The organism is Flavobacterium silvisoli (assembly GCF_004329815.1).
GTDB classification, from domain to species: Bacteria; Bacteroidota; Bacteroidia; order Flavobacteriales; family Flavobacteriaceae; genus Flavobacterium; species Flavobacterium silvisoli.
This window is the reverse complement of sequence record NZ_SJPE01000002.1, coordinates 166,947-189,917: the sequence shown is the minus strand read 5'-3', so window position 1 is coordinate 189,917 and position 22,971 is coordinate 166,947. Positions and strand designations below refer to the sequence as shown.

Genomic DNA, 22,971 nt, shown 5'->3' with positions numbered 1-22,971 from the left:
GTTGTTATTTGCAACACCAAAAAGAGAGGTGTCCGAGTGGTTGAAGGAGCAAGCCTGGAAAGTTTGTATGTGGGCAACTGCATCGTGGGTTCGAATCCCATCCTCTCTGCTAAAAAAAATGCGCTTTCGAAAGAAGCGCATTTTTGTTTTAAAACTTTGGAAATAAAACTGGTAAAGGTTAGAAGAAGCCGTATTTTTTTAACAACTTCCTAAGGGAATCGCTATAGGTAATCCCATCGCCCTTTTGGTTTTTCTAACGAAAAACAGTACTTTCGCTTAACAGGATACGACAGTTATGCAAATCAAATTTGTTTTTATCGCTTTTTTCATGACCTTTTGTATGGCTGCTCAAAATGTTGAAGCCGATTTTGATGCACCCGATTCGCTTTATCGTGAAGATCAGTTTTACTTAAACGTATCGTATAACATACTTCAGAAAGGCCCTTCCGGACTAAGACAAAATAAATTTTCGACCGGACTTTCAGGCGGATTTTTGCGTGACATGCCTTTTAATAAAAAACGAACTTGGTCGGTGGCTGCGGGATTGGGATATACGTTGGCCATTTACAATCAAAATATGGGTATTACGGAGGTTAATGGGGTTAACACATACCAAATTCTGAATTCTAATAGCATTACTTATTCTAAAGATAAACTTTCGCTGCATTTTGTTGACCTTCCTATAGAGTTAAGATGGCGAGATGCCACCCCCGAAAGTCATAAATTTTGGCGCATCCATTTTGGGGTTAAACTGAGTTATCTCTTTTATGACCAATACAAATTGATTTCATCGGAGGGCACTTTCAAACAAACCAACAATAAGGATTTAAATGATTTCCACTATGGGGTTTACCTCGCTACGGGTTGGAATACCTGGAATATTTATGCTTATTACGGTTTGAATCCGTTGTTTAAATCTTCAGCTAAAATAGACGGGCAGTCCATCGACATGAATACGGCTAATTTTGGATTGATGTTTTATATTTTATAGCCAAAAATACAGCAGTATAAGTTGGGGTAAAGCGCCACACAAAAATCCAATTAACAATTCGCTGTTGGTGTGTGCTTTCATGGCTAAACGGGAAGAAGCTACCAATCCGTTCATGATGACAAAAAAAGTCACCAGATTGATGGTGTTGATTTCATTTTTTAAACTTAAGCCAATAATAAAAACGGTCAGGGCACTCATACCAATCATGTGAATGCTGGCTTTTATTTTGGCATATAACAATAAAAAGGCTGCCAACGTACTGAACAATCCTCCTAAAAAGAAAAAATACAAAGACGGAAAACGGTCAATAGTGATGCTTTTTTCAATCAGAATGGTAAACAACATCATCTGCAGCAGTAACGGTATTTTCCGGTGGGCTATATCCGAAAGCATTATGCTGTCTAACTTTCCGAACGTTCGTAACAAGTAAAAAAAAGCGATGGGCAACAGAAAAGTAATGATGATGATTTGCAGAAAAAGAAGCACATACTGCATCATGGTAAAATAGTGCCCATCCAGCATGACATAAAAAACGGTGCCCAATAACGGAATGAAAATAGGGTGAAAGAGGTAGGAAAAAAAAGGAAGGATTTTTTTCAATGCACTGTCTTTAAATCTTCTTACGCATCCGGGCAACCGGAATATCTAATAATTCACGATACTTGGCAATGGTTCTTCGGGCAATGGGATACCCTTTTTCTTTTAAAATTTCAGCCAACTGATCATCCGGAAGCGGTTTGCTTTTGTCTTCTTCTTCAACCACGGTTTTCAGGATTTTTTTGATTTCCAAAGTTGAAACATCTTCGCCTTGATCATTTTTCATGGCTTCCGAAAAGAATTCCTTAATGAGTTTGGTGCCATAAGGTGTGTCAACATATTTACTGTTGGCCACGCGTGAAACGGTTGAAATGTCTAATCCAACCATATCGGCAATGTCTTTCAGAATCATCGGTTTGAGCTTGGTTTCATCGCCGTCAAGGAAATATTCCTGCTGAAAATGCATGATGGCATTCATGGTAACAAATAACGTTTCCTGACGCTGACGAATGGCATCTATGAACCATTTGGCCGAATCGAGTTTTTGTTTGATGAAAAGTACAGCATCTTTTTGTGAGCTCGATTTGTCGCGCGAGTCTTTGTACGTTTGCAACATTTCCTGATAATCTTTTGAAATATGCAGCGTCGGAGCGTTTCGCCCGTTTAATGACAACTCCAGTTCTCCATCTACGATGCGAATAGCAAAGTCGGGAACGATTTGTTCTACCACGCGGTTGCTGCTGTCAAAAGAACCGCCCGGTTTTGGATTGAGCTTTTCAATTTCTTCAATCGCTTTTTTCAGTCGTTCCTGAGATATTTCGTATCGTTGTAATAGTTTTTCGTAGTGTTTTTTAGTAAAGGCATCGAACTGATTTTCGAGTATGTCAATGGCCAGTTCCACATATTCCGTTGGTGTTTTGTGTTTGAGTTGTAACAGCAAACATTCTTGTAAATCTCTTGCACCAACTCCTGATGGTTCTAACTCATGGATGATGTGGAGTATTTTTTCAACGGTTTTTTCTTCGGTATAAATAGCTTGAGTAAAAGCCATGTCATCCACTATATCGGTGATGCTTCTGCGCAAATATCCGTCATCGTCAAGGCTTCCTATCAAAAATTCCGCAATACTGCGCTCTTCTTCGGTAAGGATAAAGGTGTTGAGTTGATTTATTAAATCCTGATGAAAACTTACAGATTCGGCAAACGGAATCTCGCGTTCGTCGTCATCGTCACTGTAGTTGTTGGTCTGAAGTTTATAGTCGGGAGTTTCGTCGTTGCTCAGGTATTCATCAATGTTGATTTCGGTATCAATGCTTTCTGTACCTTCGAAATCATCGTACTCATCGTTGTTGTCAAACTCGTCTTTTTCGTATAACTCTTCGTCTTCTTTGCCAACTTCCAAAGCCGGATTTTCGACCAATTCCTCTTTCAATCTTTGTTCAAAAGCCTGCGTAGGCAATTGAATTAACTTCATCAGCTGTATCTGCTGAGGAGATAATTTTTGAGATAACTTTAGATTTAGGAACTGCTTAAGCATGGGTTTACTTTGTTATGTATGGATTCGGTTATGAGTCATGTTGAACCGATAACCGAATCTGCAAAATCATGTTTTAGAATTCAGCATTTTGTGGCGTTCTCGGGAACGGAATCACGTCGCGGATGTTGGTCATTCCGGTTACGAAAAGAACCAGACGCTCAAACCCAAGTCCGAAACCTGAATGTACTGCCGAACCAAATCGACGTGTATCCAGATACCACCATAATTCTTCTTCATCGATGCCAATGGCTTTCATTTTTTCAATCAACACATCGTAGCGTTCCTCTCTTTGCGAACCGCCAACGATTTCACCAATGCCCGGAAATAAAATATCCATAGCGCGAACGGTTTCTTTACCCGGTTCGGTATTGTCGTTCAAGCGCATGTAAAAGGCTTTGATTTTGGCTGGATAATCGAACAAAATTACCGGACATTTGAAGTGTTTTTCTACCAAATAACGCTCGTGTTCACTTTGTAAATCGGCACCCCATTCTTCAATCAGGTATTGGAATTTTTTCTTTTTATTCGGAGTAGACTCTCTTAAAATTGCAATCGCCTCAGTATATGAAACGCGTTTGAAATCATTGTTCAACACGAAGTTTAACTTTTCCAACAACGTCATTTCACTTCTTTCGGCTTGTGGTTTTTGTTTTTCCTCGTCGAGCAATCTTCCTTCTAAGAATTTCAAATCATCGGCACATCGCTCAACAGCATATTGTATGACAAACTTGATGAAGTCTTCTGCCAAATCCATGTTGTCGGTCAAGTCATTGAATGCTACTTCAGGTTCAATCATCCAAAACTCTGCCAAGTGACGTGAAGTGTTTGAGTTTTCGGCACGGAATGTAGGCCCGAACGTGTATACCTGACCCAAGGCCATAGCATAAGTTTCGGCTTCTAACTGGCCTGAAACAGTCAAATTGGTGTGTTTTCCGAAGAAATCTTCTTTGTAATTGATTTGTCCGTCTTCTGTTTTTGGTAAACTGTCTAACGGCATAGAAGTTACTTGGAACATTTCTCCTGCGCCTTCAGCATCGGCACCGGTGATGATAGGCGTATTTACATACACAAAGCCCCGTTCCTGAAAATAAGTGTGCACTGCATGTGCCAATACCGAACGAACGCGCATGATGGCTCCGAAGGCATTGGTTCTTACGCGTAAATGCGCATTTTCCCTGAGGAATTCCAAGGAATGTTTTTTGGGCTGCATCGGGAATTTTTCCGCGTCGCAATCGCCCAGGATTTCCAGTTGAGTAACTTGGATTTCATATTTTTGTCCGGCACCTTGGCTTTCTACCAAATTTCCTGTCAAAGCTACAGCTGTCCCCGTATTGATTCGTTTTAGGGTTTCTTCGGGTGTGTTTTCAAAATCAACCACACACTGCAAATTATGGATAGTCGAACCATCGTTCAACGCAATAAACTGATTATTTCTAAAAGTTCTTACCCAACCTTTTACAGTTACTTCATAGTTCGTTTTCGTGCTGTTTAGTAAGTCTTTAACTTTTGAATGTTTCATTTTAGAATAAGGATTTTAAAATTTAGGATTGAGGATACTGATTGTCCTCAATACAAACGCAAATATAAATTATTTATTCTTCATTTCGAGTTCGTCGATTTCTTCATCCGAATGTTCCCAAATGTCGATGGTAGGTTCGGGCAATTCCTGTTGGTTGGCCAGTGTTTTGTTTAGGGTCAGTACCAATGAAGGCAATAAAACCAAATTGGATAGCATACCAAAGAACAAGGTTAGGGCTACTAAACCACCAAGCGCTACTGTACCTCCAAAACTGGATAACATGAATACCGAGAATCCGAAAAACAAAATGATAGAGGTGTAGAACATGCTGATTCCCGCATCATCAAAGGTGGCAAATACTGATCTTTTGATTTTCCATTCGTTTCGCGACAATTCCAATCGGTACTGAGCCAAAAAGCGCAAAGTGTCATCAACCGACATTCCGAAAGCAATTCCGAAAACCAAAAGAGTTGAAGGTTTGAGCGGAATACCCAAGAAGCCCATCAATCCGGCCGTCATCAGCAGCGGGAGTAGGTTGGGAATGATGGAAACCAAAACCATTTTGAAAGAACGGAACATGATGGCTACCAACGCTCCGGTAAGGAAAAAGGCGAACAATAAAGAGGAAAGCAGGTTGTCTAACAAATACTTGGTTCCTTTTTGAAATACAGAGGCTTTTCCGGTAATAATGACTTCATATCTCGGTTCAGGAAACAACTTGTTGACTTTGTTACGGATGTGTGCTTCGATGGCATCCATTTTTTCGCCGTTTTCATCTTTTATAAACGTAGTCATTCGGGCTATACTTCCGTCAGAAGTGATGTAGCTTTTGAGTTGATTGTCTTTTGTTTTTTTTAATGAATTTTTGATGTAAGGCAATAAAAATAGTTCTTCCTGTGGGGAAGGTAATGTGTAAAACTCGGGGTTGCCGTTGTAATAAGCCTGATTGAAACTTTTGGCAATATTCACAATCGAAATGGGTTTTGAAAGCTCGGGAATGTCGTTTATGGTGTGTTCCAATTCTTCCATTTTTCTCAAATTGGAAAGCTTTATAGCACCGTTTTTCTTTTTGGTGTCAATCATGATTTCCAAAGGCATTACTCCGTCAAATTCTTTTTCAAAGAAACGAATGTCTTCAAAAAAAGCGGTATGCTTCGGCATATCTTCAATGATACTCCCCGAAATCTTGATTTTATAGATACCAATCATACCAAAAATCAATAAACAGATGGATGTGATGTATACACCAAGACGATTGTATTTCACGGTGTTTACTATCCATCTTAAAAAAGAAGTCAGAGATTCGCGTTCCAAATGGCCCAAATGGCGTGGGATTGGAGGCGGAATATAACTGAAGAATATCGGAATCAACAATAAACTCAAGGTGTATATCGCCAAAATGTTGATAGTGGTGACAACTCCGAATTCTCTCAACAACACATTATTTGTAGCAATAAAAGTAGCAAAACCAACCGCGGTAGTAATATTGGTCATCAATGTGGCGGTTCCGGTTTTGGTGATTACGCGTTGAAGCGCTTTGGCTTTGTTGGAATGTTTGTGGTATTCCTGATGGTATTTATTGATAAAGAAAATACAATTCGGTATCCCGATTACGATTACCAATGTAGGCACTAAAGCGGTGAGTACGGTGATTTCATAATCTAAGGCGCCCATGATTCCGAAAGACCACATCACTCCAATGATTACAATGATGATGGAAATTAAAGTGGCACGGAAAGAACGGAAAAAGTAAAAGAAAATAAGTGAAGTAATCAGTAAAGCCGCTCCAATGAATAAGCCAATCTCATCGATAATCGTTTTGGCATTCAGGGTTCTGATATAGGGCATTCCGGAGGTGTGGAGCTCTATATTGGTTGCCGCTTTGAATTTGTTTATAGCCGGAATCAACTCATTCAATATGTATAGTTTTCGGGCTTTGGTGTTTACGATTTTTTTATCTAAATAAATAGCAGAACGGATGGCTCCCGATTTTTTGTTGAATAATAACCCTTCATAAAAGGGCAATTTCGAGTATAATTCTTGTTGAATTTGTTTTAAATAAGCAGGATCCTGAACTTTGCTCTGGTCTACCAACGGCTTCAGTTCAAAAGACACCAACGAATCGTTTTTAACCAGTTTTTGCAGGTTGTCTACCGAAATGACAAGACTAACAGCTTTGTTTGATTGAATAGTGTGCATTAACTCACTCCAGGCTTTGTAAATTTTCGGGGTGAATAAATGGTTGTCTTTTGTAGCGATTACAATCAAATTACCTTCTTCGCCAAAATGGGAGAGGAAATTATTGTAGTCCACATTTACTTTGTCATCTGCCGGAATTAGATTGGCTTCAGTTTGAGTAAAACGCACATGTTTCCACTGCAAGGCAAGCAGCACCGTGAGTAAAATAATGGAACTTATAATGGCAATTCTGTTTCTCAGGATTATTCGGGCGATAAATTCCCAAAAACCAATGCCTAACAACTTTTTCATAAAAAATCTAAATGGGCTGCAAAGGTAATTAAAACCATAGCATGTGCAGTAGTATTTGCTAAAGTTTTCCTTAATTTAACAAGCCTTTAAGACCATAATTTAAATTATTGTTAAGAGCAGAAAAAAAACTAAAAAAAATACATTGCTTTTTAGCATCTTTGTAAGCATAACAGCATAATCAATAGAATGAGAAATTTAAAAAACACATTATTCTATTTAGTCATTACCGGTGGTTTTACGGCCTTAATGTATTGGATAGTGGAACAGGGAAAACTATTAGAGGTAGGGCGAAAAATTATTTCTCCTTCTTCGTCTGACAGCCAATGGGCACAGTTTCTTTCCTCGCTGTTTCATAACCTCAAACATCCGCTGGCTTTATTGCTTTTCCAAATCATTACCATCGTTTTAATCGCCCGTATTTTTGGGTGGATATTCCGAAAAATTGGTCAGCCGACTGTGATAGGCGAAATTATTGCAGGTATTGTTCTCGGGCCGTCGCTTTTTGGATTGTATTTTCCCGATTTTAAAGAAGCGCTGTTTCCGGTAGACTCGTTGGGGAATTTACAATTGCTGAGTCAAGTGGGATTAATCCTCTTCATGTTTGTCATTGGTATGGAGCTCGACTTAAAAGTTCTGAAAAACAAAGCCAACGATGCGGTTGTCATCAGTCATGCCAGTATAGTGATTCCGTTTGCTATGGGAATCGGACTGTCTTACTTTATTTACCACCAATTTGCGCCGGCCGGAGTTGAGTTTTTATCCTTTGGACTGTTTATGGGAATTGCCATGAGTATCACGGCATTTCCGGTTTTGGCCCGAATTGTTCAGGAACGCGGCATTCACAAAACGCGTTTAGGAACTATTGTGATTACCTGCGCCGCTGCCGATGATATTACGGCTTGGTGTATACTGGCGGTGGTTATAGCCATTGTAAAAGCAGGAAGTTTTGTGAGTTCGTTGTACGTAATCGGGTTGGCGATATTATATGTTTTACTGATGCTTTTTGTGGTTAAACCGTTTTTAAAGCGCGTCGGAGATTTATATGCCAAAAAGGACAATATCAAAAAACCGGTTGTAGCCATTTTTCTCCTGACGTTGATTGTTTCGGCTTATTTGACTGAAGTAATCGGGATCCATGCGCTGTTCGGGGCTTTCATGATGGGGTCTATCATGCCCGACATCTCCAGATTCAGAAATGTTTTTATTGAAAAAGTAGAAGACGTTTCGGTGATTTTATTATTGCCTTTGTTTTTCGTTTTCACCGGATTGCGTACGGAAATAGGCTTGATCAACGAACCCTATTTATGGAAAGTTACCGGATGTATTATAGCCGTTGCCGTTGCCGGAAAATTTTTCGGAAGCGCTTTGGCAGCCAAATTTGTGGGTCAGAATTGGCGCGACAGTTTGACCATCGGAGCTTTGATGAATACCAGAGGTTTGATGGAATTGGTTGTGTTGAATATTGGTTATGAACTGGGAGTGCTTTCGCCTAAAATATTTACCATGATGGTGATTATGGCTTTGGTTACTACGTTCATGACCGGCCCGGCACTCGATATCATCAATTTTATATTCAAAACCAAAGACGTAATTATTCCTTCTGAAGTCAAAAAGAATAGTGAATTCAAAATCCTGATTTCTTTCGGAAACAACGAAAAGGGAAAATCATTACTGCGTTTGGCCAACAGTTTAGTCAAAAAACAAGCAGAAACGGCCAATGTAACCGCCATGCATTTATCCAACAGCGATGAGATGCACTCTTACAATTTGTCAGAATACGAAACCGAAGTTTTTGAACCTATTTTTAAAGAGTCGAAGAAGCTGAATCAGGAAATTACCACGATTTTCAAAGCCACCGGAGACATGGAATCCGATATTGCTGATATTGCCGCGGAAGGAAAATACGATTTTGTTTTGGTGGGATTAGGAAAGTCCATTTTCGAAGGCACGTTGTTGGGAAAAGTACTTGGGTTTACCTCCCGAATCATTAATCCGGACAGACTTTTGGACAAATTCAAAGGGAAAGAAGGTTTGTTTGAAAACTCTCCTTTTGATGACAGAACCCGTTTGATTATTTCGAAAACCAAAACACCGCTGGGGATTTTAATTGATAAAGATTTGCACCGCGTTGATAAGGTTTTTGTTGGAGTGTACACCATAGGCGATGTGTTTCTGATTGACTATGCACAAAAATTAATTTTCAATAATGATTCGCATGTAACCATATTGGAAAACCACAAGCAAACCAAAAACAACTTCATTATTGAAAATGCTTTGAATGCCCTGGAACAAAAACATCCGAGTAATATAAAAGTGATTAACCCGGAAAAAATAAGCAAACCGGTTTTGTCCGAACAGGATTTGGTGATTTTCAGTCTGGAAACCTGGAAAAAACTGGTTGATGATGAGGTAACTTGGCTAACCGATATTCCGTCGGTATTAATTATCAAACCATAACGGAATTAAAATCCAAAATCGAAAACAAAACTCAGTTTCACGGCCAAGTTGTCTTCCAAACGGCTCAGTTGGTTGGGCCCGTAACGGTAAAATCCGGTTAATCCGAACCCTTTGTATATTTGGTTCAGCTCAATCCCCGATTCAAATAATCCCTGATCGAGGGTTTTATAATCAATACCGATGTGACGCTCCGGATTTTTCATATTTCCCCAAACCATGCGGCTGACCAAGACCAACGAGGGTTTTACTTTGGGGAATAATTCGACGCGTTTGAAGCCGTGTTTGAATTGCAGCATCACAAATTCGCTCGAGAAAAATTCGTTGAAATACATCGTTTCAAAACTGTTTTTGCCCGAAATAGTTATGCGTTGCAGCAAATTGTCTTTGGTGAGGTTGTTGGGAGAAGTGTTGTACAAATGCGTCAACGGTATAGCTCCCAACGAATACCCGGCCTGTATCAAAACTTCTGATTTTTGTCCGTTCAAATATTTTTTTTCGTACTCAATTCGTGCATCAATTTTGCTGAAATCAAAATCATTATTTAAAAGACGCGGAATAGATTTGGTGAATTGCAGCGCAAACCTCGGAAACCTTTTTCCGTATTCTATTCGGCCATTGGGCGTTTGCATGTAATCGCTAAACGGGTTCCACTGTATCGAAAACTGAGCGGTGGTCATGGTAAAATCGCGGTACAATTTTCCGTCGTAATCAAACGTGTAGTTGAACATCGGATTAATGTTGCTGTACGTCAGTTGCCAGATGCTTTCGGTTTTCGGGATGATTTTGGTTTCTATATACCCCCGCCAGGTTTGGTGGTTGTAAAAAGTGCTGATATTGATGGGTCTGGGGTCATACAGCTTGAAAACCCTTTTATCGGTGGCAAAAGTGGTACTCGCAATCTCACGAACATCATCAGTATAAGCACCACCAATCCACGTGCCGGAAGCGTTGCCGATTCTTAAAGCAGCTCCTAAATTGTATTTAAAAGTCTCGTCTTTTAAGCCATAGGCCGTATATCCTTCGATGCGGAATTTTTTAGAAAACAGTTCATTGGTAATTCCGCCCAAGCCTAAGCGAAATCCTTCGAAATTATTGTAGCTCAACAGGTAACGCAAATCAAAATCAATGGGGCCAAACGGTGCGTATCCGTTGATGATTTTGCGGCCAAATCTAATTTTTTTTTCTATTTTTTGTTTGGTAACCACACTGTCTAAAACAAAATAAGTCCTTTCGCTGCGCACATCCAGACTGTCGATTCGGTTTTGTTGCCAAAAAGCTTCATCCCGTGTGTTGGCATTTGGTTTCACATCAATGGCGATGGACGACTTCTTAATTTTAAGATTGTTATTGACTTTTAAATCAAAAACATGCATTTCTGAAGCCAGATAAGTAAAGTCGGAGGCGTTTTTAGGAGAGCCGTTTTTTTCATCTTCGTCTTCAGCTGTAAATTCGATTCGGCCACCCAAAACAGTGATGGGTTCTTTGCTCTTTCCTTTTACGATTTTAAAATTTTTGCGAATAGGAAACCATACTTTTTCTTGTGGCAGGTATTTGAATTCATGAATTCCGGTGATGTCTAAAACCCCGCGAATCCGCATTACGGCCTTAGCAACCGCGTAATTTTCGGTATCAACATAAAGCAGTCCTTCTAACCCTTTGGAACTTATTTTGTTTTTGAAATAAATCATCCAAACGGTACGGTAATCAATACGGGTGGTGTCTAAAATTTTATAGCGGTATTCTTTGAGGGCTTTGGCGGCAATCGGACTTTTATACTTGGTTTCAAAAAGTTCATACTTCTCGTCGTAAACCGAAAAAGATTGCAGATTGAATCCAAGCAGTTCGTATATGGGCTCTTTAAAACCGGCCATTTTAGTGCCGATAATAGTTTCTTTTAATAGAGGTCTTTCAAACTGAAATTGCGATATTTTTTCGGTTAAAAATAAATGCTGCTTAGTGATGATTTTCTTGAATTTGTAATCGGAAGAATCAATTTTGATGATTTTGTCCTTGGTTGCCGCATCGGCAAAAAGCGTATCAATTTTTCCGATAATCGAGTCGGGATTGGCAGTCACCAATAATTTGTTATAAGATTTAAATTGAAAAGTGGACAGTTTTTTTTCCGGGTTGTTGTTTTCTCGTTGTTGAATGACTTTAGCAATAATGCCGTTTGCCGGATTTTCGTTAGACACCACTACTTCTTTCAATACATCAGTTTTGGGCGATAGCAAAATGGTGAAAAATGATTTTTTTTCAAAAAGAGAAATGGTTCGGGTGGTGTAACCTACATAAGAAACTGTAAGCGTTTCGGGCTGAGCAGGCAAGGAGAACTGAAATTTACCATCCACATCAGATATGGTTGTAAATCCCGTTTCGGTTATTAGGGTTGCAAACGGCAGCGCTTTTTTGGTATCGGCATCTTTTATAATTCCATTGACCTGAATTTGGGCCTGAAGCGACAAAGACAAAAAGATAAACCAAATAAACAGTTGCTTCATTTTAAATAAATTGGCACAAATCTGCTACAAAAGTAGGAATAAAAAAATCCGCAAAGAGCGGATTTTAATATCGAATTAACAAAGTTACACTTTCATAATTTCGGCTTCTTTGATAGCCAAGTGTTCGTCTATTTTTTTGATGAAGGCATCGGTTAGTTTTTGTACGTCTTCTTCGGCTGATTTGCAAACATCTTCCGAAGCACCTTCTTTTTCTAATTTTTTGATTTCGGTATTGGCATCTTTACGCGCATTTCGAATCCCTATTTTAGCATCTTCTGCTTCAGCTTTGGCTTGTTTAACCAAATCACGGCGTCTTTCCTCTGTCAATGCCGGAACACTGATGATGATGTTATCTCCATTGTTCATGGGGTTGAAACCTAAATTAGCCACCATAATAGCTTTTTCTATAGGATGCAACATCGATTTTTCCCAAGGAGTAACGGTAATGGTTCGGGCATCGGGCACGTTAATGTTGGCTACTTGCGATAACGGAGTTTGCGAGCCATAATAATCTACAAACACACCGCCTAGCATTTGCGGCGAAGCTTTTCCGGCACGGATGTTCAAAAATTCTTTTTCCAAATGCGCAATTGAACCATTCATTGATTCTTTGGTGCTGTCTAAAATAAATTCTATTTCTTCCATTTTTATCAGATTATCAGAAAGTTGGATTTTCAGATTGTCAGACACGTTTTAAGTTGTCCGGTAATCTATTTGTTTAAACCAATCTATATTTTAACTACGGTTCCGACGTTTTCGCCTTCGCAAATTTTCATCAGATTCCCTTTTTTATTCATATCAAAAACCACTATAGGTAGTTCGTTTTCCTGACTTAAGGTGAAAGCGGTTGTGTCCATTACGTTCAATCCTTTTTTGATAACATCGTCAAATGAAATGCTGTCGAATTTCACGGCATTAGCATTTTTCTCAGGATCTGAATCATAAATACCATCAACTCGGGTTCCTTTTAAAATCACATCGGCATTTACTTCAACACCTCTTAAAACGGCAGCCGTATCAGTTGTAAAATACGGGTTTCCTGTACCGGCACCAAAAATAACAATTCGTCCTTTCTCTAAATGACGTACCGCTCTTCGTTTGATGTATGGCTCAGCGATGGCTTCAATCTTCAAGGCTGTTTGCAAACGGGTCAGCATTCCTTTGTCTTCCAAGGCACCCTGCAAGGCCATACCGTTAATTACGGTTGCCAGCATTCCCATATAATCTCCTTGCACGCGATCCATACCGTTACTGGCTCCGGCTACTCCTCTAAAAATATTTCCACCGCCGATTACTATGGCAATTTCAACGCCTTTGTCATGAATTTGTTTAATTTCATCGGCATATTCGGCTAGTATTTTTGGGTCAATTCCGTATTGTCTTTCACCCATTAATGCTTCACCGCTTAGTTTTAGAAGAATTCTTTTGTATTTCATTCGTCGTGTTTAAGTTTGTTTATATGCCTCATGCTTTTGCCTTCGCCCAAGTCATAGAGAGATTTTTGTGATGCAAATATAAACATATTCTGTTTTTTTAGTGTATTCGATAAAAATAATGTTTGGTAACATTTATCACCTTTTTTGATTTATTGGTTTTGTAACTTCGCATCCGAAAAAACATCATTTATGAAAAATATTATCGAAAACAGCTTGCTCAAAAGCATGTCTTATACTGAATACAGAAACCGGATTACAACCTTGTTATCCGAAGGAAAAGTTACAGGAAATGAGCAGTCGGAAGCCTTGTTACACTATACTGAATTGAACGAGACCAGAATGAACCGTTTGGAAAAAACGATACAGATTGCTGAAGAAAACGCAGCTAAACTGAACCACTTAAAAAAGGATTACATCTGGTTGGTTATTTCTGAAGGTTGGTGTGGCGATTCGGCACAAATTGTTCCGGTTATTCATAAAATGGCAGAAGTCTCAGCTCACATCGATTTAAAGATGGTGTTTCGCGACGAGAATGAAGAGTTGATGAATTTGTTTCTGACTAACGGTACCAGATCAGTTCCTAAGTTAATAGTTTTAGATAAAAACACATTAGAAGTTTTGGGTGATTTCGGGCCAAGACCTCAGGGAGCCAAACAACTCATTTTAGACTATAAAGCACAACACGGTATGGTGGACGAAAAAGGGAAAGCCGAATTGCATATGTGGTATTTCCATGATAAAGGATTGTCTATTCAACAGGAAATTATTGATTTGATGGAGAAGATTAACTAAAAAATGACACAGTTTAGTCCAATCAAGAAGCTGCCAATTCTTTCGGGAGTGTATTTGGCAAAACCATATTGACACAATTCAATATAAATTCCGAGACCATTTTCCTCGTCTTCGATTCCCAAGCTTATTTTTTTAAAATTTCCCGATAGTTTGTCACTGCTGAGTGATAGTGCTCTGCCATAACCAACTTCGGAAGTGATGCGCAATTCTTCTGTAATTTGTGGGCTTAGGCGAATAGAGCCAAAGATTGGAACTACAACTAAACAGCGGTTTCCTTTCCAGTCGATTCCGATATTCATGCCAGCTCCAATCCATTTGTCAAAGTGAGAGCCAATTCCGGCACGGGCTGTTATGCCATCGGGTAAAAACCAAGTTTCTTTTTCACCAGTATAGGGGTTAATCTCACCGGCATATTGGTTTACTTTTAAGGGAGTTGAAAGTTCAAATTTTTTATAGAATGGTTTTGGGTCTTCGATAAACCGTTTGCGTTTTACTTCTTCCTCTTGGGCAAACCCAAATTGAACGGCAAACAACACCAAAAAAAGAAGCTTAGCTTTCATCTGAATTGATTTTTTGCTCAAATTCCTGTGGAGTAACCGCATGCTCAACAGCATAGTCTCCGATTTTGGTTCGTCGCAAAACAGACAAATAACCCCCAGAATGCAGTGCTTTTCCGAAGTCAAAAGCCAAAGAACGGATGTAAGTTCCTTTGCTGCATTTCACTCTGAAGTCAATCTCGGGTAAGGCTATGCGCGTAATCTCAAATTCGTGTATAGTGGTTTTTCGCGCCTGAATTTCAACTTCGGCGCCGGTGCGGGCATGTTCGTACATGCGAACGCCATCTTTTTTGATAGCAGAAAACACCGGTGGTTTTTGATCAATTTCGCCTAAAAAATGGTTGACGGTTTCTAAAATCAGAGCCCCCGTGATATGTTCTGTTGGGAATGTTGCATTCACTTCTGTTTCCATGTCATACGAAGGTGTAGTGGCACCCACAATTATGGTTCCGGTGTATTCTTTGGCCTGACTTTGAATTTCCGTAATTTTTTTGGTAAACTTTCCGGTGCAAACAATCAGTAATCCGCTAGCCAAAGGATCCAGGGTTCCGGCATGACCAATCTTAAATTTTTTGGGAAGATCGTATTTTCGTTTGAGTATGTATTTTAACTTATTAACCGCCTGAAAAGAAGACCAGGTAAGCGGTTTGTCAATCAAAAGTACTTGCCCTTCTAAGAAATCTTCGGCACTCATTAAATAGTGGTTAATTGTAATACAAAGTAATGAATGATGAGGATGGCCAATCCGGCTGCAATTCGGTAATAGCCAAACATTTTAAAGCCGTGTTTTGATAAATATCCGATGAATGATTTGATGGCCAACATTGCTACTATAAAAGCCACAATATTCCCAATAATCAAAAAGTTGATTTGCTCGTGCGACAATACGAAACCATCTTTATAGTAGTCGTAACATTTTTTTACGGTTGCGCCCAACATGGTGGGTACAGCCAGAAAAAAGGAGAACTCAGCAGCTGTAGTTCGGGATAGTTTTTGCGACATTCCGCCAATGATACTCGCCCCGCTTCGGGAGACCCCCGGAATCATGGCCAAACATTGGAACAATCCTATCTTTAAAGCGGTAGCATAACTTATTTTTTCGGTCTCTTGTGTTTCTTCTTTATCGGTAAACCAACCATCCACTTTCAGTAAAATAATACCTCCCAACAATAGTGAGATGGCAACCGTTACCGGATTTTCCAATAAAGCGTCAATCTTTTTGCTGAAAAGCAAACCAAAAACCACTGCCGGTACAAAAGCCACGAATAATTTGAAATAAAAATCGAGCGTTTGAAAAAAGCGTTTGAAGTACAAAACCACTACCGAAAGGATGGCGCCCAACTGAATCACTACCGTAAATAATTTGGTAAAATCGTCATGAGCAATTCCAAAAAAAGAAGAGGCAATAATCATATGCCCCGTCGAAGAAATGGGCAAAAACTCGGTGATGCCTTCTATAATAGCCAATACAACGGCTTGAATGTAATCCATTTATTTAGATGGTTAGATTTTTAGATAATTAGATTTTTAGATTTAAGTAATGTGGTAAGAAGGGTCTAACAGTCTGACCATCCAATAATCTAAAAATCAATGCGACTATTTGCTTTTTTTGAAAATAGAATAAATGGTAATCCCGAACCCAATCAAAACTACGGTCGGAGCTAAGCGAATTCTTTGGAAATTGAATACAGCATCATTCCAAACTTTCGGGTCGTTGCTGCCTCCGCCACTCATCAGGATAAAACCAATGCCGATTACGACAATCCCAATCAGTAATATTTTGTAGTTTACCTTATCAAAAAGGAAATCCGGTTTTTGCTCGTTATCTTTCATAATGTCTATCAGTCTATTATATCTTTTTAGTACAAATCATCTGTTCTCAAATTCAAAAAGCGTTGCGTTGCAAAATAAGTACTGATGAATGTAATTACTATACCCAAAACCAAAACGCCCAAAAGCACGGCAGTTATGGCCAGTTGATTTTCCATGATGCCCAAATTCGGGAAAGCACTTTGTATGTAAATCAATACCCCAATCAACGCCAAAATGGCCAACACCGCACCAATAAATCCGAGAATCACATTGGTTTTGATGAATGGTTTTCGGATGAACGATTTGGTGGCACCTACCATCTGCATGGTTTTGATGATAAAGCGGTTGGAGTATATCGATAAGCGCAGCGAACTGTTGATGAGCAACACCGAAACTAAAGCAAACACACAACTTACAATCAAAATCCACATACTGATGTTTTTAATGTTATCGTTGACTAAGGTTACCAGTTGTTTGTCGTATACAATATCCGCAATCATCTCATTTTTACGCAAGCGGTTTTCTATTTTGGCAATTTCCGCGTTGTTCACATAATCGGCTTTCAGGTGAATGTCAAACGAATTCTGCAACGGATTCACCCCTAAAAACTGCATAAAATCCTCGCCAATTACTTTTTTGTGCTGTGCTGCCGCTTTTTCTTTCGAAACATATTCAAAAGATTTGGCAAACTTCGCCGTTTTCAACTCACTGCTGAAGGCAGTTGTGGCCGAGTCGGTCGCTTCGTTTTTAAAGAACACTGTCATTACGATTTCTTCTTTAAAATTGTCGGATAATCGCTTGGAATTGATGACAAAAAGTCCCAAAATCCCCAATAAAAACAACACCAAAAAGATACTCAACACTACCGAAAAATAAGAGGTAATTACTCTGCGCTTCTGAAACTTTTCAAATGAGTCTGACATAAACAGTGATTTAAGCCGTAAAAATAATAAAGAAAATTGTTTTTCTCCTTTATAACGTACAAACTTTTAACTTTATTATAATAAACGTAAATTTGCCCGTAATTTTTTTTGGAAGCGAGTGGTTCGGGCAGTTTCAGCAAACCATTTTCCCGCTTTCCGGGTTACACGGTAACCTCTCCAATCGGGGCTAAAAAACAAACGAATTGATTAAATATTATCAACCCTGTCAGGGTTCAAAACCCTGACAGGGTTACTGTAAAAATATGAAATACCATCACGAAAAAATCGAAGCCAAATGGCAACAGTATTGGGCACAAAACCAAACCTTTGCCGCCAGTAATAACTCAGATAAACCCAAGTACTATGTACTCGACATGTTTCCTTATCCTTCGGGAGCAGGCTTGCATGTAGGGCATCCGCTGGGCTACATCGCTTCCGATATTGTGGCGCGCTTCAAACGTCACAAAGGGTTTAATGTTCTGCATCCGCAAGGATACGATTCTTTCGGGTTACCGGCCGAGCAATACGCTATCCAAACCGGGCAACACCCCGAGAAAACCACCCGCGAAAACATTGCCCGCTACCGTGAGCAGTTAGACAAAATAGGCTTCTCTTTCGATTGGAGCCGAGAAGTACGCACTTCCAATCCCGAGTATTACAAACACACGCAGTGGATTTTCATTCAACTGTTCAATTCGTGGTACAATTTGGCAACCGATAAAGCCGAAGACATCTCCGAGTTGATTGCCATTTTTGAAAAAGCCGGTAATGCTACCATACACGCCGTTTGTGATGAAGATACCGAAATCTTTTTTCCGTCAGACTGGAACTCCTATTCCGACGAAAAGAAACAAGAAATCCTTTTAAAATACCGCCTTACTTACCTGGCTGAAACCGAGGTCAACTGGTGTCCGGCATTGGGAACGGTCTTGGCCAACGACGAAATTGTAAACGGAGTTTCGGAACGTGGTGGTCATCCTGTGATTCGCAAAAAAATGACCCAATGGTCGATGCGTATTTCCGCCTATGCCGAACGTTTGTTGCAAGGATTGGAAACCATCGACTGGAGCGAGTCCATCAAAGAATCACAAAGAAACTGGATCGGGAAATCGGTAGGCGCATCAGTAGATTTCAGACTCAAAAATGGAGAGGGCACTATTTCGGTTTTCACCACTAGACCCGATACTATATTTGGAGTAACGTTTATGACCTTAGCGCCCGAGCACGAATTGGTTGCCCAAATCACGACTCCCGAACAAAAAGAAGCGGTTGAAGCCTATATAGAAGCTACCGCAAAACGTTCCGAAAGAGAACGTATGGCCGATGTCAAAACCATCTCAGGTGTTTTCACCGGAGCGTACGCCGAGCACCCATTTACTCATGATCCTATTCCGGTTTGGATAGGCGATTATGTGTTGGCCGGATACGGAACCGGTGCGGTGATGGCCGTGCCTTGTGGTGATGAAAGAGATTATGCGTTTGCCAATTTCTTCAAAGGACAAAACGGCATGCCCGAAATTATAAACATTTTCAATCAGGATATTTCACAAGGGGCTTTTGCCGCCAAAGAAGGATTTGAATTGGTCAATTCCGATTTCTTAAACGGTTTGGGTTACAAAGAAGCTACCCAAAAAATCATCGCAGAATTAGAAAGAATCCATCAAGGAAAAGGCAAAACCAATTACCGTCTGCGCGATGCGGTGTTCTCCCGTCAACGCTACTGGGGCGAACCGTTCCCGGTGTATTATGTAAACGGTCTGCCGCAAATGATAGACGCTCAATACCTGCCTGTCCGACTGCCGGAAGTAGAGAAATATTTACCTACCGAAGACGGACAACCGCCACTAGGCAATGCTACCGAGTGGGCGTGGTCAACTATTGAAAATAAGGTGGTCAGCAATGATGCAATAGATAATGAAACGGTATTTCCGTTAGAATTAAATACCATGCCGGGGTGGGCCGGAAGCTCATGGTACTGGATGCGTTATATGGATGCACACAACGACGCCGAGTTTGCCTCAGCCGATGCCTTAAAGTATTGGGAAAATGTAGATTTATACATAGGCGGAAGCGAACATGCTACCGGACACTTGTTATACTCACGTTTTTGGAATAAATTTTTAAAAGACAAAGGTTACGCTCCAACCGAAGAACCGTTCAAAAAACTGATTAACCAGGGGATGATTCTGGGGATGAGTGCTTTTGTGTACAGAAGTGAAGATTCAAAGAAATTATATTCAAAAGGATTGATAAGCGGAGTTAATGTTCATCCAATTCATGTTGACCTTGTCGTTATCAACGATATCACCAACGAATTAGACATAGAAGCTTTCAAAAAGCATCCGTTATATGCTGATTATAAAGATGCCGAATTCATTTTGGAAAACGGTAAATACATAGTTGGTCGTGAAGTAGAAAAAATGTCGAAATCCAAATACAATGTTGTTAATCCTGATGACATCTGCAACGATTATGGTGCCGATACCTTGCGTTTATACGAAATGTTCTTAGGTCCGTTAGAGCAGGCCAAACCATGGAATACTGCCGGAATCACCGGAGTATCGGGCTTTTTGAAAAAGTTGTGGCGACTGTATTTTGATGACAACGGGTTGGTGGTTACCAATGAGGAACCTTCGGCAGACATGTACAAAACCTTGCACAAAACCATCAAAAAAGTAACCGAGGATATCGAGAATTTTTCGTTCAATACTTCGGTGTCGCAATTCATGATTTGTGTTAACGAATTGGCTTCGATGAAATGCAACCACCGAAAAATACTGGAGCCATTAGCCGTTCTGATTTCACCTTATGCTCCTCATATTGCTGAGGAACTTTGGGAACAATTAGGGTGCCAAGGCTCAATTTCAACAGTGGCTTTCCCGGTCTATGAAGAAAAATACTTAGTAGAATCGGAAAAAGAATACCCGGTTTCGTTCAACGGAAAAATGCGTTTCACCATCAAATTGCCTCTCGATTTGACCGTAGCTCAGATACAGGAAATTGTGTTGGCAGATGAACGAACCATCAAACAACTTGACGGTAGAACACCAAACAAAGTGATCATTGTTCCCGGGAAAGTGATTAATCTGGTAGGATAATCAAAAACCGGATATAAAATATGAATCCCAAATTCTATTGAATTTGGGATTTTTTATGTCAAATAACCCCAAACTTTAGGTCTTGAACCTAAAATTTCCGGTCCTGAGCCTAAAACTTTCGGTCTCGGACCTAAAATTTGGGGTCTTGAACCTCAAACTTGCTCTTGGAAACCTAAAACACAGCGTTCTTCTAATCGGCTCAAAGCAAATACAATTTTTACCGGGAAATTATAAATTGTAATAATTAGTATTCTAACAGTATAGAATAGGATATTTATGATAATAATGATGCTGTCGAGTGACAGGCTGTCATTAGAATCAGTTTGGCTCACCATTTGATGGAGATGAATGACAATAAAAAACTAAAACCTATAAATCATGTTAGGATACTATTTACTCATCGGACTCATTGCCTTGGTAAGTTTTGCAGTGAGTTCTAAATTAAAAAGCAAGTTTGAAGAATATTCGCGCATTCACCTGCGCAACGGGATGAGTGGTGCAGAAATCGCTACTCAAATGTTGCATGATAACGGAATTTACGACGTTAAGGTCATCTCGGTAGAAGGTCAACTGACTGATCATTACAATCCTACTGACAAAACAGTTAATCTCAGCGAAGCCGTGTACAACCAAAGAAATGCCGCTGCTGCTGCGGTAGCCGCTCACGAATGCGGTCATGCTGTTCAGCATGCTCAGGCTTATAGCATGTTGCAGTTGCGTTCGCAATTGGTACCTATTGTAAACGTTTCGTCAACATTATCACAGTGGTTAATCATAGGAGGGTTAATTCTTGGTGCTGCCGCTCACATCGGGTTCGGATTTTATGTAGCCGTGGCCGGATTGATTCTTATGGCAGTGGCCACCGCTTTCAGTTTCATTACTTTGCCGGTTGAGTATGATGCAAGTAATCGTGCGTTAGCTTGGTTAAAAAATAAAAATATGTTGAGCCAGCAGGAATACGCCGGTGCCGAAGATGCTTTGAAATGGGCCGCCAGAACATATGTGGTAGCTGCCATCGGTGCTTTGGCTTCATTGTTGTACTGGGCGATGCAGGTTTTTGGCGACAGAAGATAGTTATAAAATTTCCGCTCTTGTAGCGGATTTTTTATGGTTTATGGGTATTGGTAATGCTTTAGTAAACCTTTTCGCGCTATATTCATAAGAAGTCGTTAAAGCCCTCTAAAAATGGGGGTTTCTAAAGATTTTTTTGTAGATTCGAACATCATAAATACCACAATAATGATAAGACTTTATCCTAATGAAGTGTTTCGAGAAATCGAGACAAAAGTATCTATGAAATATAGGTACGCAGTTTCCAACAGAGGAAGACTGATTAGTTTTACCCACGAGTTCAGAGACGGAAATCTTTTAGGAGGTTCAATGTCTGACGGATACAAGGTATTCCGTTACAGAAGAAAGAATGAGAAAGGTAAATATGTTTATACTACTCATTTTGTTTATAAAATGGTAGCCGAATATTTTATTCCCAAGACTTCAGAAGACCAAACTTGCGTGATTCATTTGGATTATGTACGCGATAACGACGCCGTTGAAAACCTGCGTTGGGTAACCTATGAAGAAGCAATTGCGCACAGAAAGAAAAGTCCGCATGTCATTGAATCCAGACGTAAACTGATAGAACATAACATCAAGGCTGACGGTCGAAAATTGACCAGCACCAGTGTAATTCGTTTGAAAAAGATGCTCAATGACCCCAACAGAAAAACCCGTATAAAAATGATAGCCAAACAATTCGGTATCAGTGAAATGCAGGTTCATCGCATCAAGCGAGGCGAAAATTGGGGACACATAAAAGTATAGTTAGAGCTGAATTTGTCGTTCTAATTGTTGCTCGAGGGAGATAAACGTCTCAGTGCGCGATACTCCCTCTATGGGCTGTATTTTTTTGTTGAGCAGCTGCATCAGGTGCTCGTTATCGCGACAGATGATTTTAATTAGGATACTCCAGTTTCCGGTGGTGTAATGACATTCCAATACTTCGGGTATCTTTTTGAGTTCGCGTACAACGTCTGAATTGCTCGAAGCTTTATCCAGATAAATGCCAATAAAGGCCATGGTTTTATAGCCCAACACTTTGTTGTCAATCACAAATTTGGAACCCGAAATGACTCCTGCCTCTTCCAGTTTGCGCAAGCGCTGGTGAATGGCTGCTCCCGAAATTCCTATTTTGTTGGCAATTTGAAGAATGGGTTTGCGGGCATCTTCCATTAGGTCGCGCAGAATTTCTTTGTCGATGCCGTCAATTTCTATTTGTAGTTGATTTATTTTCATAAAGAGTAATTTGAAAGTAAAAATAACAATTT

At 39.9% G+C, this 22,971-nt stretch carries 19 protein-coding genes and 1 tRNA gene; 7 read left to right on the top strand and 13 right to left on the bottom strand.

All coding sequences use genetic code 11. The features are described from left to right. Positions 1-22: 22 nt before the first annotated feature. Positions 23-109 (top strand) — tRNA-Ser (locus EZL74_RS03200). A 186-nt stretch (positions 110-295) separates the two neighbouring features. Then, on the top strand, positions 296-991 hold the full coding sequence (locus EZL74_RS03195; protein ID WP_161971684.1) for a porin family protein: 696 nt from the start codon (positions 296-298) through the stop codon (positions 989-991). Here EZL74_RS03195 and EZL74_RS03190 read toward each other — a convergent pair. The 4 genes from EZL74_RS03190 to EZL74_RS03175 form a co-directional block, all read right to left on the bottom strand. Then, a complete protein-coding gene (locus tag EZL74_RS03190; RefSeq protein WP_131475143.1) occupies positions 986-1,591 on the bottom strand; it encodes a hypothetical protein in 606 nt (201 codons plus the stop codon). The two genes, EZL74_RS03195 and EZL74_RS03190, sit on opposite strands and share 6 nt — an antisense overlap. Before the next feature lie 10 nt (positions 1,592-1,601). Then, positions 1,602-3,065 (bottom strand): RNA polymerase factor sigma-54, encoded by a 1,464-nt coding sequence (rpoN, locus tag EZL74_RS03185; RefSeq protein WP_131475142.1) that lies wholly within the window; start codon positions 3,063-3,065, stop codon positions 1,602-1,604. 73 nt (positions 3,066-3,138) lie between these two features. Continuing rightward, positions 3,139-4,584, bottom strand: coding sequence for an asparagine--tRNA ligase (gene asnS / locus EZL74_RS03180; protein ID WP_131475141.1), 1,446 nt, complete (start codon positions 4,582-4,584; stop codon positions 3,139-3,141). Between the two features lie 69 nt (positions 4,585-4,653). Further along, complete coding sequence (locus EZL74_RS03175) at positions 4,654-7,074, bottom strand: efflux RND transporter permease subunit (RefSeq protein WP_131475140.1); 2,421 nt, start codon at positions 7,072-7,074, stop codon at positions 4,654-4,656. A 186-nt stretch (positions 7,075-7,260) separates the two neighbouring features. On the opposite strand from EZL74_RS03175, the gene EZL74_RS03170 reads away from it, so the two are divergent. Then, positions 7,261-9,531, top strand: a complete 2,271-nt coding sequence (locus EZL74_RS03170; protein WP_131475139.1) for a cation:proton antiporter — start codon at positions 7,261-7,263, stop codon at positions 9,529-9,531. Between the two features lie 5 nt (positions 9,532-9,536). Here EZL74_RS03170 and EZL74_RS03165 read toward each other — a convergent pair whose 3' ends face one another. The 3 genes from EZL74_RS03165 to pyrH form a co-directional block, all read right to left on the bottom strand. Then, positions 9,537-12,029: a DUF5686 and carboxypeptidase-like regulatory domain-containing protein gene (locus EZL74_RS03165; RefSeq protein WP_131475138.1), complete on the bottom strand. Its 2,493-nt coding sequence runs from the start codon at positions 12,027-12,029 to the stop codon at positions 9,537-9,539. An 84-nt stretch (positions 12,030-12,113) separates the two neighbouring features. After that, positions 12,114-12,674 carry a ribosome recycling factor gene (frr, locus tag EZL74_RS03160; protein WP_131475137.1) on the bottom strand — a complete coding sequence of 187 codons (561 nt, stop codon included), beginning with the start codon at positions 12,672-12,674 and terminating at the stop codon, positions 12,114-12,116. A gap of 83 nt (positions 12,675-12,757) precedes the next feature. Further along, the gene (gene pyrH / locus EZL74_RS03155) at positions 12,758-13,465 is read right to left on the bottom strand and encodes a UMP kinase (protein ID WP_131475136.1); all 708 of its coding nucleotides are present in this window, start codon (positions 13,463-13,465) and stop codon (positions 12,758-12,760) included. Between the two features lie 189 nt (positions 13,466-13,654). Between pyrH and EZL74_RS03150 the strand changes: the two genes are divergently transcribed. After that, positions 13,655-14,257, top strand: coding sequence for a thioredoxin family protein (locus EZL74_RS03150; protein WP_131475135.1), 603 nt, complete (start codon positions 13,655-13,657; stop codon positions 14,255-14,257). On the opposite strand, the gene EZL74_RS03145 is transcribed toward EZL74_RS03150, so the two are convergent. The 5 genes from EZL74_RS03145 to EZL74_RS03125 form a co-directional block, all read right to left on the bottom strand. Next, entirely contained in the window at positions 14,254-14,817 is a 564-nt protein-coding gene (locus tag EZL74_RS03145) for a hypothetical protein (protein WP_131475134.1), read from the bottom strand. The two genes, EZL74_RS03150 and EZL74_RS03145, sit on opposite strands and share 4 nt — an antisense overlap. Beyond that, positions 14,807-15,508, bottom strand: coding sequence for a tRNA pseudouridine(55) synthase TruB (gene truB / locus EZL74_RS03140; protein WP_131475133.1), 702 nt, complete (start codon positions 15,506-15,508; stop codon positions 14,807-14,809). The genes EZL74_RS03145 and truB overlap by 11 nt, the downstream gene beginning before the upstream one ends. Continuing rightward, entirely contained in the window at positions 15,508-16,305 is a 798-nt protein-coding gene (locus EZL74_RS03135) for an undecaprenyl-diphosphate phosphatase (protein WP_131475132.1), read from the bottom strand. Before EZL74_RS03135 ends, truB begins: the two co-directional genes overlap by 1 nt. Before the next feature lie 105 nt (positions 16,306-16,410). Next, on the bottom strand, positions 16,411-16,647 hold the full coding sequence (locus EZL74_RS03130; RefSeq protein ID WP_131475131.1) for a DUF3098 domain-containing protein: 237 nt from the start codon (positions 16,645-16,647) through the stop codon (positions 16,411-16,413). Positions 16,648-16,673: 26 nt separating this feature from the next. Continuing rightward, positions 16,674-17,549: a cell division protein FtsX gene (locus EZL74_RS03125; RefSeq protein WP_131475130.1), complete on the bottom strand. Its 876-nt coding sequence runs from the start codon at positions 17,547-17,549 to the stop codon at positions 16,674-16,676. A 263-nt stretch (positions 17,550-17,812) separates the two neighbouring features. Between EZL74_RS03125 and leuS the strand changes: the two genes are divergently transcribed. From leuS to EZL74_RS03110, 3 genes are all read left to right on the top strand, one after another. Next, positions 17,813-20,647, top strand: a complete 2,835-nt coding sequence (leuS, locus tag EZL74_RS03120; protein WP_131475129.1) for a leucine--tRNA ligase — start codon at positions 17,813-17,815, stop codon at positions 20,645-20,647. Between the two features lie 378 nt (positions 20,648-21,025). Beyond that, positions 21,026-21,721: a zinc metallopeptidase gene (locus tag EZL74_RS03115; RefSeq protein ID WP_131475128.1), complete on the top strand. Its 696-nt coding sequence runs from the start codon at positions 21,026-21,028 to the stop codon at positions 21,719-21,721. 165 nt (positions 21,722-21,886) lie between these two features. Continuing rightward, positions 21,887-22,468, top strand: coding sequence for an NUMOD4 domain-containing protein (locus EZL74_RS03110; protein WP_131475127.1), 582 nt, complete (start codon positions 21,887-21,889; stop codon positions 22,466-22,468). On the opposite strand, the gene EZL74_RS03105 is transcribed toward EZL74_RS03110, so the two are convergent. Then, positions 22,469-22,939, bottom strand: coding sequence for an Lrp/AsnC family transcriptional regulator (locus tag EZL74_RS03105; protein WP_131475126.1), 471 nt, complete (start codon positions 22,937-22,939; stop codon positions 22,469-22,471). Positions 22,940-22,971 lie beyond the last annotated feature (32 nt).